Source organism: Carnobacteriaceae bacterium zg-84 (genome assembly GCA_013874835.1).
Lineage (GTDB): Bacteria > Bacillota > Bacilli > Lactobacillales > Aerococcaceae > WM01.
Window position 1 is genome coordinate 943,149 of sequence record CP059430.1, and the last position, 19,244, is coordinate 962,392.

Sequence of the window (19,244 nt, forward strand, 5' to 3'; positions counted from 1 at the left end):
TCGATATTGTCCTGGATACGAAAAAAGCGAACAAAGGATCGCTTATCTATCTTTTCAATTCAAATTACCTAACTATATTCCTTTTTCGCCTAATTCAGGCATTTTATTAGGCAATTTAATTAGTGTTTCGACAAATAACTTTAAATCATAAGCGGTTTTTTTAATACAATAAAAAAAGTGTTGATAGCTTCCTTGCGGAAGCCACCAACACCAAATATTATAGAACCTAAAATACAGGGTTTCTTAATATACTAAAAACAAATCAGCAATTAAATTACCATGATTAAATTTTATGCTTCTTCATCTTTTTTTCGACGAGCTACTACCAAACCTAAACTAATTAGAAGTGAAAGTGTTGCGGTATTCCAACTAGTCATTGAGTTAGATTCACCTGTAGTTGGTAATTTTTTATCAGAAATTGATTTTGCTGTATTATTTTGACTATCAGCGTCACCGACATTATTTTTATCAACTTTGGTTTCACTGTTAGCTTGATTATCACTTACTGGATAGCTATTCGCATCAAGTGGATTTGTACCTTTCTTAACTTCAGTACCATCATCGACACCATCACCATCAGTATCTTTATTAAATGAGTCTGTTCCAAGTTGTAATTCTTCAAGATTAGTTAACCCATCATTATCATCGTCCGCATTGAGTTTCAAGATTGGTTTATCATTAAAATCAGCCAATCCAAGCTCATGTCTACCTTGAACTACCAAATCAGTAATTGGGATTTCAAAATTATCAGCAAATATTTTACCATTTTCACCAACAGTAATTGTCGCATTAGGATTAAAACGAGTTAATTCTTTAACAAGTCTTTCTTGCTCAGCCGTTGTTAACTGATTAATGTTTGCTACTGGAAGTTTTTCAATTGGCAACACCACAAGACTTGTAGAACCTAAAATTTCCTTAACTTCTGTTTCAGTTGTTGCTGCTTCCACTTTTTCTTTCGCTGCTGTTACAGCATCATCAACTTGTTTGTTGGCTGCGGCTTTTTCTGCCTCTGATAAAGTGTTATTATTCGCAATTTCTTCTTTCTTAGCTTTCGCTGCTTCATCGATTGCTGCTTTCGCTTCGTCTTTACCAACTGGTTTCACTGATTCAATTGCATCTTTACCACCGTTTACTGCAGCTGTTACTTCTTCTGGAGTTGTTGCTGCTTCCACTTTTTCTTTTGCTGCTGTTACAGCATCGTCAACTTGTTTGTTGGCTGCGGCTTTTTCTGCCTCTGATAAAGTGTTATTATTCGTAATTTCTTCTTTCTTAGCTTTCGCTGCTTCATCGATTGCTGCTTTCGCTTCATCTTTACCAACTGGTTTCACTGATTCAATTGCGTCTTTACCTTCATTTGCTGCAGCTGTTACTTCTTCTGGAGTTGTTGCTTCGTCCACTTTTTCTTTCGCAGCTTCTGCAGCATCATCAACTTGTTTGTTTGCTGTGGCTTTTTCTGCCTCTGATAAAGTGTTATTATTCGCAATTTCTTCTTTCTTAGCTTTCGCTGCTTCATCAATTGCTGCTTTCGATGCGTCTTTACCAACTGGTTTCACTGATTCAATTGCGTCTTTACCTTCATTTGCTGCAGCTGTTACTTCTTCTGGAGTTGTTGCTGCTTCCACTTTTGCTTTCGCTGCTACTACAGCATCATCAACTTGTTTGTTTGCTGTGGCTTTTTCTGCCTCTGATAAAGTGTTATTATTCGCAATTTCTTCTTTCTTAGCTTTCGCTGCTTCATCGATTGCTACTTTCGATGCATCTTTTGCGACTGGGTTGATCGCCTCGATTTCAGCTTTACCATTGTTCGCTGCTGTATTGACAGCTTCATCTGTCTCTGCAGCATTAATCGCTTCTTTGGCTTTATTGGCTGCTGTATCAACATCTTCTACTGCAGATAATTTTTCATCTGCTGAAAGATCATCTTTCGCCTTGATTTCAGCTTTTTTCGCTTTTGCAGCTTCATCAATCGCTTTTCTAGCTTGATCTTTCACTGTTGCTGTGACTGGCACGTCTTTAATCGCTGTCACACCCTCAGCTTTTGCTGTATCCACGACTGCATTCGTAGTAGCTGTATCAATGCTTTCTTTTGCTGCTGTTACAGCTTCATCGACTTTCGCTTTCGCTGCTTCTTTTTCTTCAGTTGTCAAAGCAGTGTTAGCATCAATTGCTGCTTTCTTCACGTCTGCAACGGCATCAAGGGTATCTTTAGCAGCTTGTTTTTTCGCTGCTGTTGGTTGAACGTCGTTTACTGCAGTTTCACCATCTGTTTTCGCTGTATCAACACCGTCTTTGTCAGTTGCGGCATCAATTGCTACTTTGGCTTTTGTTGCTGCAGCTTCAACGGCTGCTTTCGCCACTACTTTTTCTTCATCTGTCAAGGCTGTATCTGCATCGATTTCTTTGTCTTTTGCTTCTTTCGCCTTGTCAATTGCGGCTTTAGCATCTGCTTTTGCAGTCGTGTCAGGTGTCACTGAGTCAATCGCATTGATTCCTGCTGCTTTTGCATCAATTACAGCTTGATTAGTTGCTGCGGCATCAATTGCATCTTTCGCTTTTGTGACTTCTGCATCCACTTTGGCTTTTTCTGCTTCTTTTTCTTCAGTTGTCAAGATAGGGTTTGCTTCAATGCGAGCTTTCTTCACATCTGCGGCTGCGTCAATCGCGGCTTTAGCATCGTCTTTTGAAACAGCACTTGGTGATACTTCGTCAATTGCCTTGATAGCTTTAGTTTTTTCATCTGCAACTGCTTTATCCGTTGTCGCTGCCTCAATCGCTGCTTTCGCGTCGCCTGCTGCTTTTGCTACTTCTTTCTTCGCTTCCGCTTTTTCTTCATCTGTCAAGGCTGTATTTGCATCGATTTCTTTGTCTTTTGCTTCTTTTGCCTTGTCAATCGCGGCTTTAGCATCTCGCTTCGTTGAAGCTGTTCCAGTAACAGCTTCAATTGCTTTTTCACCGGCTGCTTTCGCTTGGTCTACAGCCGCTTTGTCAGTTGCTTTGTCAATCTCTGCTTTGGCTGCATTTGCAGCTGCATCTACTTCGGCTTGAGCAGCTTGTTTTTCTTCAGCTGTTAAGTTGTTATCGCCTTCGATTGCATTTTTCTTCTCAACTGCTTTTGCATCAATCGCATCTTTTTCTTTGTCTTTTGCGATTGGAGCAATACCATCGATAGCTGTTTTACCATCATCTTTCGCTGTATCTACAGCAGCTTGATCTGTAGCTGCATCGATTGCTTTGTTCGCTTCTTCTGCTTTTTCTGCAATTTCGGCTTTAGCAGCTGCTTTTTCTGCTTCGCTTAAATCATTATTTTGATCAATAGATTCAGCGGCTTCTTTCGCTTTTTCTGCAATAGCTGCTTTCGCGTCGTCTTTAGCAGTTGCGGTTGGTTGAAGTTTTTCAATCTTATCTTCTGCTTCAGCACGAACGTTGGCTACATCTTCGTTTGTAGCAGCTTCGTCCACTTTCGCTTTGGCTTCGTCTGCAGCTTTTTGTGCTTCTTCTTTTGCTTTCGCTTTTTCTTCCTCTGTCAAAGCTTTATTCGCATCGATTTCTTTGTCTTTTGCTTCTTTTGCCTTGTCAATTACGTCTTTAGCGGCTTGTTTTTTCGCTGCTGCTGGTTGAACACCAGTTACTGCAGTTTCACCCTCTGTTTTCGCTGTATCAACACCATCATTGTCCATCGCGTCGTCGATTGCTTTTTTCGCATCAGCTACGGCTTTTTCAACGTCTGCTTTCGCTTTCGCTTTTTCTTCCTCTGTCAAGGCTTTATCCGCATCGATTTCTTTGTCTTTTGCTTCTTTTGCCTTGTCAATGGCATCTTTAGCCTTGTCTTTGCCAATTGGAGCAATGTCATCGATAGCTGTTTTACCAGATTCTACTGCTTGGTCTGCTTCTTCTGGTGTTGTTGCTGCGTTTGCTTTTTCTTTTGCTTCTTTTGCAGCGTCATCTACTTGTTTTTTCGCTGCTTCTTTTTCTGCGTCTGATAAAGCATCGTTATTCGCAATTTCGTCTTTCTTCGCGTCTGCTGCTTTGTTGATTTCAGTTTCCGCTTTCGCTAGCGCTGCTTCTACGGCATCAGCAGTTGCATGAGAAACTTCAACATCTTTGATTTTTTGTTTTCCATCAGTAACGGCTTCAGTAACTTGATCAGCTGCATCTGCATCCTCAATCGCTTGTAAAGCTTCCTTCTTAGCATCGTTCACTGCTTTGATAGCTGCTTCTTTTTCTTCTTGCGTTGCTTTGTCGTCCGCATTGATAACAGCAATCTTATCAGCAGCTGCTTTCTCAATTTCAGCTTTCTGCTTATCTTTTGCGACTGTATCAGCATTGATTGCTTTCACACCATTGGCTGTTTCAGTGTCAACGGTCGTATTTGTCTCTGCTTCGTCGATCGCTTCTTTTGCTGCTTTTGCTGCTTCATCAACTTTTTGAATGGCAGCCAATTTTTCTTCTGTGCTAAGATCTGGGTTCGCTACAAGTTCCGCTTTCTTCGTTTCTGCTGCTTTATCAATCGCTTTTTTTGCCGCTTCTTTAGCTTTTGGTGCTACATCCACGCCGTTGATTGCTACGATACCATCATCTTTTTTAGCAATGACATTTGCATTTGTAGTCGCTGCATCGATTGCTTGCTTCGCTTTTGTCGCTTCTTCTTGAACTTTTTGTTTAGCAGCTACTTTTTCCTCATCTGTCGCTTGAGTATTTTTGTCAATAGCTGCTTCCTTCGCTTTTGCAACTTCTTCCACTTTCGCTTTGGCAGCTTCTTTTTGAACTGGTTTCGGCGCAAAATTATTGTAATACGGCAGATTTTCATTCAATGCATCGCCAACAGCATCATTCGTTGTAGCAGCGTCAATTGCATTTTTTGCTTCTTGAGCTTTGTTAGCAAGTTCCGCTTTAGCTGCGGCTTTTTCCTCATCCGTTAAGTCTGAACGCATGTCAACTTCTTGCTCTTTTTGTAATTTGGCATTATCAATACTATTTTTAGCAGTTGCCTTAATTTCTGAAGTTTGAGGGACATCATTCAACGCATTTAGACCATTAGTTTTCGCATTTGTAACAGCATCATTTGTCGTTGCATCTGCGATAGCTTGTTTTGCTTCGTCTGCTGCTTGTTGAACTTTCTCTTTGGCTGCTTGTTTTTCTTCATCGGTCAAATCTTTATTGCCGTCGATTTCTTGATCTTTAGCAGCTTTTGCCTCATCGATAGCTTTCGTCGCTTCTGGTTTTGTCACAGCATTTGGGCTTACTTTTTCAATTTCACCCGTACCGTTTGTTTTCGCTTTATCAACAGCTGCATCTGTTGTCGCTGCATCAATTGCTTCTTTAGCTTCTTTTGCTAATTTCTTAGCTTCTTCTTTTGCAGCTGTTTTCTCATCTTCAGTCAAACCAGTTGCATCATTGATAAGATTTTCTTTTTCTTTAAGCTTTTCATCAATTGCTGCTTTTGCGTCTTTTTTCTTCGCTGGAGTGACTTCTACGTCATTGACTGCTTTTACCCCTGCTGCTTGAGCTGCTGTTACTGCATCTTGAGTTATCGCATCGTTAACCTTTTGCTTCTCGTCCTTAGCCGCTTGTGAAACAGCTTCTTTCGCTTTCGCTTTTTCTTCAGCTGTTAGATCAGCATTGTCATTAATAGCTTTTTCTTTTTCTGCTGCAGCGTCATCAATAGCTTTGAGAGCATTTTCTTTACCAACTATTTGAATGTCATTTACTGCGGCTTCACCGTCTGTTTTAGCTTTATCAACCTCAGCATTGTTAGTTGCAGCATCAATTGCGTCTTTAGCTTTGTTTGCTTCAGCCTCTACTTCGGCTTTTTTAGCGTCTTTTTCAGCTTGTGATAAGTTTTGATTTTGGTCAATGGCATCTTTAGCTTCCGTTGCCTTAGCCTCAATCGCTTGTTTAGCGTCTTTTTTCTTATCAGCAGTTGGTGCTACGCCTGCTAAAGCTGCTTCTCCATCTGTTTTCGCTGTGTCTACGCCAGTTTTGTTAGTTGCGTTATCAATAGCTTGTTTGGCTTCGTCTGCTTTTTGTTTAGTCTGCTCTTTAGCTGCTTGTTTTTCTTCAGCCGTCAAGTCCTTGTTGTCATCGATTTCTTTATCTTTCGCTTTTTTAGCGGCATCAATCGCTGCTTTGGCTTGGTCTTTTCCGACTTTATCGACTGCCTTCACAACATTTTCACCTGCAGTTTTCGCCGCTTCTACACCTGCGTCATTAGTCGCTTGGTCAACTTTTTCTTTTTCTGCTGTAGCTGCCGCTTCTACATCTGCAAGCACTGCCTCTTTTTCTTCCGGCGACAAGTTCGTTCTAAGCGCCAACTCAAGCTTACGATCTGCAGCTACCTTGTCAATAGCTGCTTTGGCTTCTGCTTTTTTGGCTGCTGTTTCTGGCACATCTCGTACGGCTTTTTCTCCAGCTGTTTGAGCAGTTGCTACATCTTGATTAGACGTTGCCGCATCAATCACTTTATTAGCTTTATCAGCTTCTGCTGCAACTTTTTCTTTGGCAGCTTGTTTTTCTTCGGCCGTCAAGTGATTGTTGTTGTCGATGGCTTGCTCTTTTATGCGTTTTGCTTCTTCAACTTTAGCTTTAGCTGCGTCTTTCTTGACTGGAACTGGAGTTATAGCATTAATAGTATTTACCCCAGTGTCTTTTGCAGTATTAATTTCATTTTGATTACGCCCGCGATTAATTGCTGTTTTTGCTGCTGTTACAGCAGCGTCAACTTTCGCTTTCTCAGCATTCTTTTCCTCAGTTGTCAAAGCTGGGTTAGCATCAATCGCTGCTTTTTTAATTGCTGCCGCATCATCAATCGCTTTTCTTGCCTTATCTCTGCCTACACTACCTATATCTTCAATACGAGCTTCCGCATCAGAACCTGCATCCGTTGCAGCATCTTGATTTTGAGTTGCATCAATCGCTTTGTTTCCTTCTTCAACCACTTTATTTACATTATTGATGGCTCTAACTTTTTCTTCAGGTGATAGGATGTCACTTGCCGTAATTTCTTTGATTTTTTTATCCGCTTCTGCTTTTAGGTGCTGTTTCGCAGTTTCTTTAGCAGCTTCTAGTGGATCTTTTTGAGCAGCTGGTGCTACTGCTGCCTCTACCGCTTCAATCGCTGTTTTCCCTGCATCTTTCGCTGCGTTCACAGCATCTGGTGTAGTGGCTGCTGTAATTGCTGCTTTGGCTTTTTCTACTGCTGCATCTACTTTTTTGATTGCAGCCTCTTTGTCTGCTTGTGTTGCATTTGGAGTGGCGTTGATTGCTGTTTTTCGAGTTGCTGCTGCTACATCAATTTCTTGATTAGCCTTATCTTTGGCTAACAGTGGCACAGCTTCAATCGCATCGAGTCCTTTTTGTTTTTCAGTACCGACAGCGGTAAAGTCTACTGAATCTGAAGTTAAGGCTGCATTTTTATCGACTTCTGCTTTTTTATCCAAGGCTTTAATTGCATCGTTAGCTGCTTTTTCTACTGCTTGCTTAGCCGTAGTTTTTTCGGTTTGCGTCATGTCCTGATTAGCATCAATCGCTTGGTTTTTCTTTACTTTAGCAGCTTCAATCTCTGCTTTAGCGGCTGTGATTTGATCATTTGCTTTGACTTTGTCTGGTGTTGACGAATTCCCCGCTTCATCTTTTACGATTGCCGTTACTGTTTGGTTATTCGTGCTTGGAACTAATAATTTCCCATTTGCAGTCGCATAACCTGTTGGTACACCTTGACCATTCGCTAGACTCCAATTACCTTGATTATCTTTCACAAATTCTACCGGTGTGCCGTCAGCAACTGTGACCACCAAGCGTTTGGCATCCTCTGGTGTGCTAATAACAACACTTCCGTCTGGTTGTGGTCTTAGTGATGGTTCAGCTGGGGGAACGGTGTCTACCACGTTAACTTTTAGATTAATCGTTTGACTCGTACCATTTGGGTAGGTAACTGTTACGACTCCAGATTGCTCGCCTAAACTATTTGTACTAGGTTTTGTCGCCCACACAAAAGTTGTTCCTGTTGGTAATTCATTTGGATTAGAAACGATTAAATCACGAAGTTTATCACTTTCTGTCGGCAATTCTGAAAATTGTTGAACCTCACGCGTTGACTCTACTTGTGGCACTTGATTTACAACTAATTTGAGATGACCTGTAGATGGACGTCCATCATCTCCTGTACCATCGTCATTTGCACTTGCACGGTAACGAACAGCAGTATTCGCACCGTATCCTAGTGACCAAAAGCGTCCTGCCAAATTACTATTATCCGGCCACATATTAGGTTGTTGGATAATTTTGATTTCTTCTCCATTTGCTACTGCTGCTCTAATAGCTGCAATATCTGCACTTGTCAAAATATCACGATTAACCCACGTTCCTTTTGAATCATTAAAGTCATCGCGTCCTGCACCAACATTATCTCCAGAAGCAAATTCAGCATTAAACATTGAAGCTGTTCCTTCTTCTTTAAGAGACCAATTCCCACTTCCATCCACAATAGCATATTTCGGTTTATCTACTCCTGGAATGATAATTCGAATCGTTTGATTAGCCATCCCTGTACCAGAAAGCGTCTTATCTGTAGCTGCATTAAATGGATTAACAGAAGTTGGAGCGGCAATCCGCGGAGCTGTCGTGATATCATATTTTGGTCCTGTAACGACGATATCCCCGTCTGCTTGTTTCATCGTTACACGAGCATAAAACTTACCAGAAAGCGGCAAAGGTTTTTTAAATTCTAGTTTTGGTCCCCAACCATAAGAAATATTACCCGGACCTGCATCTGCATTAATTCCATTTGTTCCTGGTGTGTTTGCAACATTGTCAGGAAATTGGGGAGCTGGCTTTCCATCCATCGTTTTCCCGTTTTGCCCTTCAGCGACAACTTCTTCTTTTCCATCAGGAGTTTGGACTATGTATTCAATCTTAGCATTTCTAGCTATATGGGCTATTTGTACGCCCCCAGGATTCAAACCTCCATTTCGAGTAAAGTCTGCGTTTTTAATTGTTTTTTTATCATACCCATTCAAATACTTTAGTACTTCTGGATGTGCATCGTTAGCACCAATTACAGGTTTAGGGTAATCTACTTTGTATCTAAATTCATGCTGAGTGCCCCCAGATGAATAGGTAGCCGTTACATAACCTGCTAGAATCGGTTTAGCTGGGTCTGTATTAGAATAACTCCAATTCGCAACTCCGTTTTGATTCGCAGTAACTTCTGGTCCCTCTATCAATGTTCTACCATCAATAGCTGAAATCAAATTAAACTTAACTTTTGTATTCGCCGGTATACCAGTAGCTTGGAAACTACCCACATAAGCACCTGCTTGATTACGAACAGTATCAATCTGAGCTTCTGTTCTACCAGTTATAATACTTGTACCTGCAACAACAAATTGATTATTCGTTGACTTTCTCAAATCGCCTTCATTTCCTACCGCTGTAAAACCAGCTGGAACGGCATTTGAATCCGCACGGAAACCTGTTCCTTCTGGCATTTCTCCTCTTGAACGATTATAACGTTGATAAGCACGGCTACTTGTCAATGCCTTCGTTAGTTCTAAAGATAGTCCTGCAACGTCTTCATCACTAAGATTTAATTGACGGAAGTGTTCCTCTGTCAACAATTTAACTTCTGCAACTGATAGTTTTTTGAAGACTTCTAAAGTCAACTTATCCACTGAAATAGTTTCTTCAACTTTCTCACCTAGTTGTTCAGACGAACGGTTAACTTCCTCAGTTATTGGATTTACTTCAGTGACGGCTGATTCTTCTTGATTCGTTACTTTTTCAGATCCATCTTCTTTCAATTCAGCTGTCGATAGACTAGCTTCTTCAACCACAGTTGTATTCTCAGAAACAGTTACTTTTTCTACTGATGACAACTCAAAATCCACTACGCTTGACTTAGGTACAGACTCAATAACTTCACTTGCTTCTGCAAAAACTTGTGGTCCAACTATCAAGAAAGAGCCTAAGAAAACTGACCCTACCCCTACTTTAAATTTTCGTATTGAAAAACGATCTTTCTTTTTATTAAACATCGATTTTCCTCCTTATATTTTTTGATTTCATTTGATTTTAAATCATTCAAAAAATCAGGGATTTTTGAATCGCTATTCCTATTGAAATTTAAGACACTAACTAATTTATTCAATGTTCAAAATATGGACTAAAAACGCCTTTTTTCTTGCCTTTTTTAAAATCAAAATATATCACAGTAATGATAGCACATTTATTCAAAAATCCCTAGTATTTAGAACTATTTTTTGATTTTTTCTGGCTATTAACCAGTTATAACACGTTGTTTTGGCAACATCTAGAACATCGGCTGCTTCTTGGATATTTAATTGCTGTAATTCCCATTGTTGATAGACTTCTTCAAAGTTAGGTGGTATTTCTTTTTTTGGTCGCCCAAATCGAACACCTTTTTTCTTTGCTTCTCTAATCCCCTCTCTTTGTCGTTGTAACATATTCTCTCGTTCTACCTGTGCCACATAAGAAAGAACTTGTAAAACTAAATCCGAAATAAATCTTCCCGTAATATTATTGTCAAAAGATGATTTTGTGTTCAATAAATCAAGATCTAATACTTTAATATCAACTTCTTGTTCTCTTACTAGATACCGCCATTGTTCAAGAATTTCATCATAATTTCTACCTAAGCGATCAATTGATTTAATTACAACTTCATCACCTTTTTTGAGACGCTTTATCATACGCTTGTAAGCTATACGATTAAAATCTTTTCCAGACATCTTATCAATATAAAGCTGTTTATCTGCAATTCCCTCTTGATACATTGCAGTTAGTTGACGCTCAACATTTTGTTCCTTAGTTGACACACGAATATAGCCATATTTCATTTTTTATCCTCCTTTACTATTATCTCAATAATGCTTTAAATAAACCCTATAAACAACTTCAACTTGAAAAGATAAACAGCGCATTGTTTACTTCATATCATAAAAAATATACCTTCCTATCTCAAAATAATTAATAAATCAAAAAAAGTCCGAACAAAAGTCCAGACTCTCTTATTAGAATTCATAAAAACAGTAATATTCAATAACATAAATAAGGTAAATAAGTAATTAACCTTGTAACTAAATAGATAACTTTTTAAAACCACTATTTATTTAAATCTAAACCAAACCATTAATTCAAACGTAAAATAACAAATATATATACACTTCATGCTTTTTATAATTTTAAATTCTATCTCACCTCCAACAATCTTCGAGTATTATTCTAAAATAAAAAGTATTTGTAAATCCGTTACTTATATAAAAATCCTGTTGATACCCCCTAGAAAAATTCCACACCCCTATTATTTTTTTGACATCCCTAAAAATTATACAGCCAAAATTAAGAGCACAATAAAAAAACTTCAATTCATTTTAAAACGCGGACTAGCAACAAAGGCTATATTTCAAGCTATTTTCTATTTAGTTTTGTATCAAAATCGGTATCTTCTTCTCAACACCCATACTCAATATCAACTAATAACAATTTAACGATTACTTACTTTTTAACGATAATAAATTATTTAACGATTTCAATATTATAGATAAAATTTTAAAAGTTCAAAAAATCATCTCTTCATATGATTCTTAACCTTTCAAACTTAAAAACTACCTAAAGCCCTTATATCGGCACCATTTATTTCGTTATGTTGTATCCATGAATTGGTAGTTATTTCTATTGCTATTAGTTTTATCATACAATTTCTCCTTTTAATTATTTAGGGGGATGCAACACATTGCTTAATAAGGCAAATAAAGTTGCTCTTATTAAGATGCTTGTCGCTATTTGGCGAACAAGCTATATGTCTTACTATGTTTTTAAGCCAACCTTTCGTCTTGCACTTAAAAACTGTCGCTTTTTTAACAATTTGATTTTCCATATTATTATAACATTTTTTATTGGTTTTCTTCCAATAATTAAAAGGTATTATGAATAATAAAATGAACTACATTCGAAAAGTTAAACAAAATATCTAACGCTCGAAAATACAGTTCAAATAAATACAGACATTTTTTTATTTTAGATTGTGTGTATCATACAACATCTTTCTATGCGACAGAAAAAGAATCTGAAAAAGGCAGTGAATGGCTGATGTCATTCACTACCAATATACTCACTATTTCTCTCCACCAACACGATTTAACGAAGAGTCGTAAATTGAGGTTTTAAACTTGAATAATTAAAATTTATTTTTCTATCAAAACTTGAGTTCCAGCGATTAAATCTCCTAAATGTCTTTTATCATTTCTTATGGTTCCCATTAAAAATAAAACTAACATGAGTCCAACTGATAATACCTCTAAAACTATACTAATAGTATCGAAGCCAGTATACATCCCCCTGATAGTTCTCATATGCCCTAATTGCCAAGGTAAAAACTTTATTATATTTCGAACTAAAGCAGAACCATAGTTTTTATTTTTATAAGCCAACTTTAGTCCCATCTTTCTTTTTCCAATACTTCCACCATTATAATCAAGATAAGTAAAAAATAGAATTATCGGAATAACGGACGAAACAAAAGCGATGATCTGAGACTGCATATACGTAAATGCGGGAATTTCTTTTAATACCCATTTGTAAAATAAAATACAAACGATAAATAAACATACCAGATATGCACATATGACCAACCAGTCTATAAAAAGTTCTTTCACTCTAGTCGAGAAACTTATTTTATTATTTTCTTTATACATTCTGTCCCTCACAAATTCTAATTTATCTTTTATTTACTGCTCCTATTATACCAAAAAAAGTTAAGGTGTTATATTAGAACGTATCAAACTCACTTTGTCATGAAACCTTGCTATATGTCACGTCATCATTTGTTTTTTCACTCCAAATATCAAGTACTAACCCAATTGTTAGTAAGTCGAGTTCTTGTATAACTATACCAATTTCAACACAACGCAAGAGAAATAAACCTGTTGTCATTTCCCGATTACTTGTTGTGACTTTTTCTGTTTTTCACATCGATTATCTCATAGACATAGATTTGTAGACTTGACAATATTTCCGATAATATTCGAACATACGAATAGACAACCGGCTATAACCGGTTGTTTATTCACACCTTTACCACTAGAGGAGTGCCCAATGAAAAAGGAGTAACTATTATTGTTGAGTTTGTTTTCTGGTTTATCTCTTGATTTAAAAAGTCCACTAAATAGTTTCATACATTCCTCCTAATTTTAGATATTAAAAAACACCTCTATATGTGATACTTTTATCTTTCTATTACCTCTAAAATTTCTTTTCCATAATTAGCTTTTACCAATTTTTCAATTTTTAATGATGGCTTTTGTGGATTAGTAGTAACAAAGACTTTATCATAATCGGAAAGTCCCTCTACAGCATCCATCCACTTACTAACAGCTCTATATATTATTATAACCACATCTTTTTTCTTTAATCTTTCAGAAATTATTTCAAATACAAATTTTTGTGTTGGTAAATATCCCTTTTCTTTTATAACTTTATTTACTAACGGTTCTAATCCCTCCTTATTATTATATGCTTCTGAATGATAAGGAAAAAACTCAACCACTGCAATATTTTTATTAAAAAAACCATCTATTTTTGAAGTATCTAATGAATTTTTCATAAATTCTATTTTCTGAGCATATTCTTCTGGAAATAATGTTCGTAATTTCTTCCAATACCCTTGTTTATCTTTATAAGAATCAAACTCAAAAAAACGAGGTTCAGAAAAGTCTAAATTCCTTTTTATTTTTTTTTGATAAGACTCGTCAAATGTATTATAAAATTCAATATATTCATCATTAACACCAGGATTCAAGCCTAAAACTAGTATTTTAGCTTTTTTAATATCACCAATATAATGTAGGGGATAAACATTGAGATTCAATTTATACTTGTCATTCAATTTTTCATATTCTTCCCTAGACCTTAAATTATCTAAAAAAGTTTTATCGTCAGCAGCAAATATTTGCTTATTACCTGAATCATTAATTTCTTCAACAATATCTTTCCATGGATTTTTTAACATATACATCACCTCTACTAAAATAATACATTTATTATATCATCATATAGATAAAAATCTACGATTGTCATAAACTTCTGATTGCCACAACGAATCGCTCTATCAAGTGCTATAATAGTCGCAATCGCACCGTCAATTTTTCTGTTGTTTTTTCTTTGTTTGCTTTGATATTTCCTAACGGATTTATTCGAATAAAAATATTATCCATATTCCACCTTAAAACAGGATGTCCATCTTGAGCTATTTTCTGTTTTGGTCATGATGTCAAATAGTTTTCGATTAGGTTATGTATGCAATTCATCAAACACCACACCACAAATATTAAAACCATGTTTGAAATAGGCTTCAACAGAGATCACTCGATAAAAACTATCGATTGGCAAATAAACAATTTGTTTTTATGACGCTAGAATTTTAACTCGATTATTTAATTTTATAGGCTCTATAATAAATCGTGTTGGTGGGAATAATCCACCAACACGATTTTGTATATAAAAGTGGACAAAAAAAGAGAAATACCTGTATGATTAAATCACCACAATTAAACAAGGAGGTATTTCTCATGGATTATTATACAAAAAAATTATTGACATTAACAGATAAATCTTTCATAGCTGATGAACATTGGTTAGAAGAAAAAACAATAAATGGTATTCCACACCACTTTATTAAAGGTACTTGGACAAAGCCTTGCCACACCTGTCCACATTGTCATGCTAAAACACTCATCAAACATGGGACATATCAAACGAAAACATTATTACCAAAGTTTAGACAAATCAAAACTGTTTTACTTCTTAAAAGAACCCGTTATCGCTGTAAAACGTGTCTAAAAACCTGTTCTTCTTCGTGTTCTTTAGTCGATAAACATTGTTGTATTTCTAAAGAATTAAAACAACTTATTGCACTTGATTTAACGAAAAATATTTCAAGAAAACATATCTGCCAAGACCACTTTGTATCTGATGTGACCGTACAACGTGTCTTAGATAAATATACAAAACAAGTTAAACCGTCTTTTCATTATCTACCTAAGGTACTATGTATCGACGAATTTAAGTCTGTGACATCTCATTTAGGGAAGATGAGTTTTATCTGTGTAGACGGATTGACGCACCGTATTATTGATGTGTTACCTAGTCGCCAATTAGACCATTTAATCACTTATTTTAAACAATTTTCTAAAAAAGCAAGACATAGCGTTCGCTATCTTGTTATGGATATGAATGCCAATTATGGCAAACTTATTCAGAAGGTTTTTCCTAATGCCGTTATTGTCACAGATAGATTTCATATCATACAACATATACATCGGAATTTAAATACACTACGTATAAAAGAAATGAACACCTTTAAAAAAGAAGAAAAGGCTTATAAACACTTAAAGAAATACTGGAAATTATTATTAAAAGATGCCTTTGATGTAAATGATACAGACTATCACTATCACCAATCCTTTAAAACATATCTGACACACGCACAAATCCTGGATAGATTATTAGACTATAGTCCTGTTTTAAAACAAGCATATGAGTTTGTACAAGAGTTGAGATATGCTTATAGACAGCGAGATTTTGAGTCATTTATGGAGGTTATTCATCATATTGACCCGTCATTACCAGAGTGGTTTAGAAAGAAATTTGATATTTTTAAAACCTATCAGAATGGTATTTATCAAGCTTTTACCACACCTTATTCAAACGGTATCACAGAAGCTATCAACAATCATATTAAAGTCATCAAACGGATTGCCTATGGCTACAGACGTTTTTCTTATTTTAGATTGCGTATTTTAATCATACAACACCATTCTCAGTGGCAGAAAAAGAATGTGAAAAAGGTAGTGAATGGTTAATGCCATTCACTACCAACATACTCACTATTTCTCTCCACCAACACAATTTGACGAAGAGCCATTTTATAGACTATGCATCTTGATTCTACAACTCTATTCTCGACGGAGTTAAAGAACAAGAAAAAGGCAGTGAATGGCTAATGCCATTCACCACCTAAAATCAGTTCTATATTATTAGATTTTTTGCTAACTTATATAATAATATCCCGTAATTATAGATATATTATATTTTTCTTAAAATCTAATTTTGTTTTTTCTTAGTTCCAAATAGTAAACTAATTGAAGACACAATGGCTAACATCGCAACACTAAAGAATCGATTTTCTGTTTCACCCGTTTTTGGTAATAACTGAGCTACTTTTTGTTCCATTGGTTGTTTTGGTGGCAATGCTTCACTAGATGTTGTTTTACCTGTTGGATTCTTTGGTTGCTCTATCTTTTCACCTGGTTTTACTGGTTCGTTAGGTGTTTCATTTGGCGTTGGCGTTTCTGTCTGATCCTCCGTCGGTTTTTCCACCTTTTCATTTGGTTCTTCTGTGGTTTCCGACTGTTCTTCAAAACGCACAACAGCAATATCTCTTAAATCTTCATCAATCGGAGCAAAATAAGTCACAGCAAGATTACTTCTTAAATTATAAATAGCCGCATAGTTAAACGAACTTTGTGACACATCATTACCAATAAAACGCCAATCTCCCGTATAACGGGTCACACCAGCAGTCGTACCATAAAGTCCATTCTTATCAAACTGTTCTTTATGAATATGTTCTGGATAAGAAATAAATTGCGCTGACATTCTACCACCAGGATAATCATACAGACTTTGTGATCCATTATCATAACTACCAATATATCCTTCAGCGAATGAACGCCAAGCAATTGAAGCCCATAATGGTAAATTCCGTATTTTTAAAGCTTGCTCCTTAGATACTTTAAAACTAATTCTCAACGCTAAAGGATGACCTATACCTTCTGCAGAAAGCAGATAGTTTTTTATCATATTTGGTCTATCGCCATATTTTTCAATTTGTTCCTCGATTGTCCCTAATTCTAGAATATTATCATAATCTCTAGGACTATCGGCTTCTGCATTGTATTCATTTTTTGAAAGACCTGCAAAGACAATAGCGTTTGGCAATGTATCCAAACCTCGAGCCTTACGTAATTCTATTTCTTCATTCCATGCTAAAGAAGTATATTGGAAATAATTTTCTTTATTATTTGCTTTTAATAAAGCTAGTCTCTCTTCCTGTGTTTTTTCAAACTCTGCCATAGAAGTCGTAACACCTAATGGCACTTCTACATCTTTTGAAGCTTTCAAACGTCTTTCACGTAATTTATCCTTGTCATACTCATCTATTCCTAGATCATCTTTATTGTAAGTTCCAATTTGAGTAAATGTGACATCTTGCCCAATTCCAGGTAGTGCAACATGAAGGGTGTTTGCCGTTTGGATATGGTCACTACTTTGAACAGCTTGAACAGATATTTGATAAGAATATTCAACAAAGCCGTCACCTAAATCCCTCGCTTCAAGAGGTGTAACATCAACACCCCCACCAAGTGTGTGAATATTATCAGTCGGCTGAGACTCTACAGGGCTAACTGAGTCTGGATTCGGTTGAATATCTTGTGGTTGTGTATCTGGCTTTGTTTCATAGCGTACAACAGCTATATCTCTTACATCCTCTGTCCGCGGAGCAAAATAGGTTACTGCTAGATTGCTTGTAAGGTTAAAGTTAGACACATAGTTAAAATTTGCTTTTGTAATATCGGTTCCAATAAGACGCCAATCACCAGTGTAAGCTGTTACACCAGTATCTGCTCCATAAAGTCCATGCTTATCAAATTGATTATCTTTAATCGTTTCAGGATTTGCTACAAATGCTGCAGCTTTTGCTCCATTATCAAAATCATATAGATTTTGAGCCTCAGTTTTATACGATGCAATCCCACCTTCATTAAATGCTCGCCACGCTAATGCAGACCATAATGGTAAATTTGGTGTCTTTAATGCTTGCTCTTCTTTCACTTTGAAACTTACTTTAACTGCCATCGGATGACCACCACTGTATGTAGAAAAAACATAGTTCTTGATGGTATTCGGCAGATTTTCATATTTAGCAATATTTTCTTCAATAGTTTTTGCTGGATTTGAACTATCTTTATCATCAAACACATCAACCGCTGGATTAAAACCACTTTGAGTATACCCAGTAAAGATTACAGCGTTTGGCAAATCCAACATCCCTTTTGCTTTACGCAACTCTATTTCCTCATTAAATGCAAGCGAAGAACCTGTGATGTAATCATAATTATTTGCTTCGCGTTGTGCGTGCCGTTCTTCTTGAGTTTTATTAAATGCTTCAATCGAATGGGTAATACCCAATGGAACCTCAACGTTTTTTGATGCAGTCATTCGCGCATGTAATAACTCAAACGGACTAAACTCTGCATTATCTTTTAATAACTCTCCATCATAGGTACCAATTTGAGTAAATTTAACATCTTGTCCAAATCCAGGTAGAGCAACATGAACAGTACCTGACGTTTGAATATGATCACTACTAACAATCGCTTGAACAGAAACTTGATAAGAATATTCAACAAAGCCATCGCCTAAATTTTTAGCTTCTAAAGGTGTAACATCGACACCACCTCCAAGAGAATGAACATTATCAGATGGTACTCCATTTGATAATAATAAAAGTCTAGGATTATACTCTTCTGACCCTATTGTAGAATAAGTAGTAAGTGATGAATTTATTTTCTCCGTGTTTAATACTGATTCTTGGTCTGTCTCTTGTTTTCGTTCTTCTGTCATTGAAGTCGTACTAAGCAATTCTTCACTATTTACACTTGTGGTATTCGGTGATGTATTACTTTGTGTCGCTTCCACTTTTGAATCGCTTTCATTCGCGAGTACTTGATATCCTCCGACACCTAAAAAAGTAAGTCCCAGCAGTACAGACGTAACTCCAAATTTAAATTTTTTAATCGTAAAACGTTGTTTCGTTTGTGAAACATTGTAATATCGATATTTTTTTTGACGAAACATAATAATCTCCTTTCCGATGTTTTACTTCTACTACCTCTACAACAATTATTTTTATTTCATAGTACTCCTTGTTACCTTTCTTCTTAAAATTTGTTCATCTTAAAAAGCATAGATTTAATTATATTATTATAACATAAATATAATAAGAAAAATACAACATTTAACAATAATATTTATTTAGTAAATTATATAATTAAGTTAGCCAGTAGTACAAAAAAAGTATCTCATAGGATATACTTTTAGTAACAACAAAAAAAGGATACCAAGAGATGCAAGAATACTATAACACAAACGGCACAAAACAATTATCA

7 protein-coding genes and 1 pseudogene are annotated in these 19,244 nt (G+C 36.3%); 1 reads left to right on the forward strand and 7 read right to left on the reverse strand.

Annotated features, from left to right (window positions below):
• Positions 1–290: 290 nt before the first annotated feature.
• The 6 genes and pseudogenes from H1220_04475 to H1220_04500 form a co-directional block, all read right to left on the reverse strand.
• Complete coding sequence (locus tag H1220_04475) at positions 291–10,031, reverse strand: DUF1542 domain-containing protein (protein ID QMI86606.1); 9,741 nt, start codon at positions 10,029–10,031, stop codon at positions 291–293.
• A 195-nt stretch (positions 10,032–10,226) separates the two neighbouring features.
• Positions 10,227–10,853 (reverse strand): recombinase family protein, encoded by a 627-nt coding sequence (locus tag H1220_04480; protein QMI86607.1) that lies wholly within the window; start codon positions 10,851–10,853, stop codon positions 10,227–10,229.
• A gap of 1,347 nt (positions 10,854–12,200) precedes the next feature.
• Positions 12,201–12,710, reverse strand: coding sequence for an RDD family protein (locus H1220_04485; protein QMI86608.1), 510 nt, complete (start codon positions 12,708–12,710; stop codon positions 12,201–12,203).
• Between the two features lie 285 nt (positions 12,711–12,995).
• A complete protein-coding gene (locus tag H1220_04490) occupies positions 12,996–13,190 on the reverse strand; it encodes a hypothetical protein (protein ID QMI85009.1) in 195 nt (64 codons plus the stop codon).
• A 50-nt stretch (positions 13,191–13,240) separates the two neighbouring features.
• The gene (locus H1220_04495) at positions 13,241–14,023 is read right to left on the reverse strand and encodes a hypothetical protein (GenBank protein QMI85010.1); all 783 of its coding nucleotides are present in this window, start codon (positions 14,021–14,023) and stop codon (positions 13,241–13,243) included.
• A gap of 14 nt (positions 14,024–14,037) precedes the next feature.
• A pseudogene (locus H1220_04500) lies at positions 14,038–14,273 on the reverse strand (hypothetical protein).
• Positions 14,274–14,474: 201 nt separating this feature from the next.
• On the opposite strand from H1220_04500, the gene H1220_04505 reads away from it, so the two are divergent.
• Positions 14,475–15,875 carry an ISL3 family transposase gene (locus H1220_04505; GenBank protein QMI85011.1) on the forward strand — a complete coding sequence of 467 codons (1,401 nt, stop codon included), beginning with the start codon at positions 14,475–14,477 and terminating at the stop codon, positions 15,873–15,875.
• 241 nt (positions 15,876–16,116) lie between these two features.
• Here the strand turns inward: H1220_04505 and H1220_04510 are convergent, their stop codons facing one another.
• Positions 16,117–18,933 carry a YSIRK-type signal peptide-containing protein gene (locus H1220_04510; protein ID QMI85012.1) on the reverse strand — a complete coding sequence of 939 codons (2,817 nt, stop codon included), beginning with the start codon at positions 18,931–18,933 and terminating at the stop codon, positions 16,117–16,119.
• Positions 18,934–19,244 lie beyond the last annotated feature (311 nt).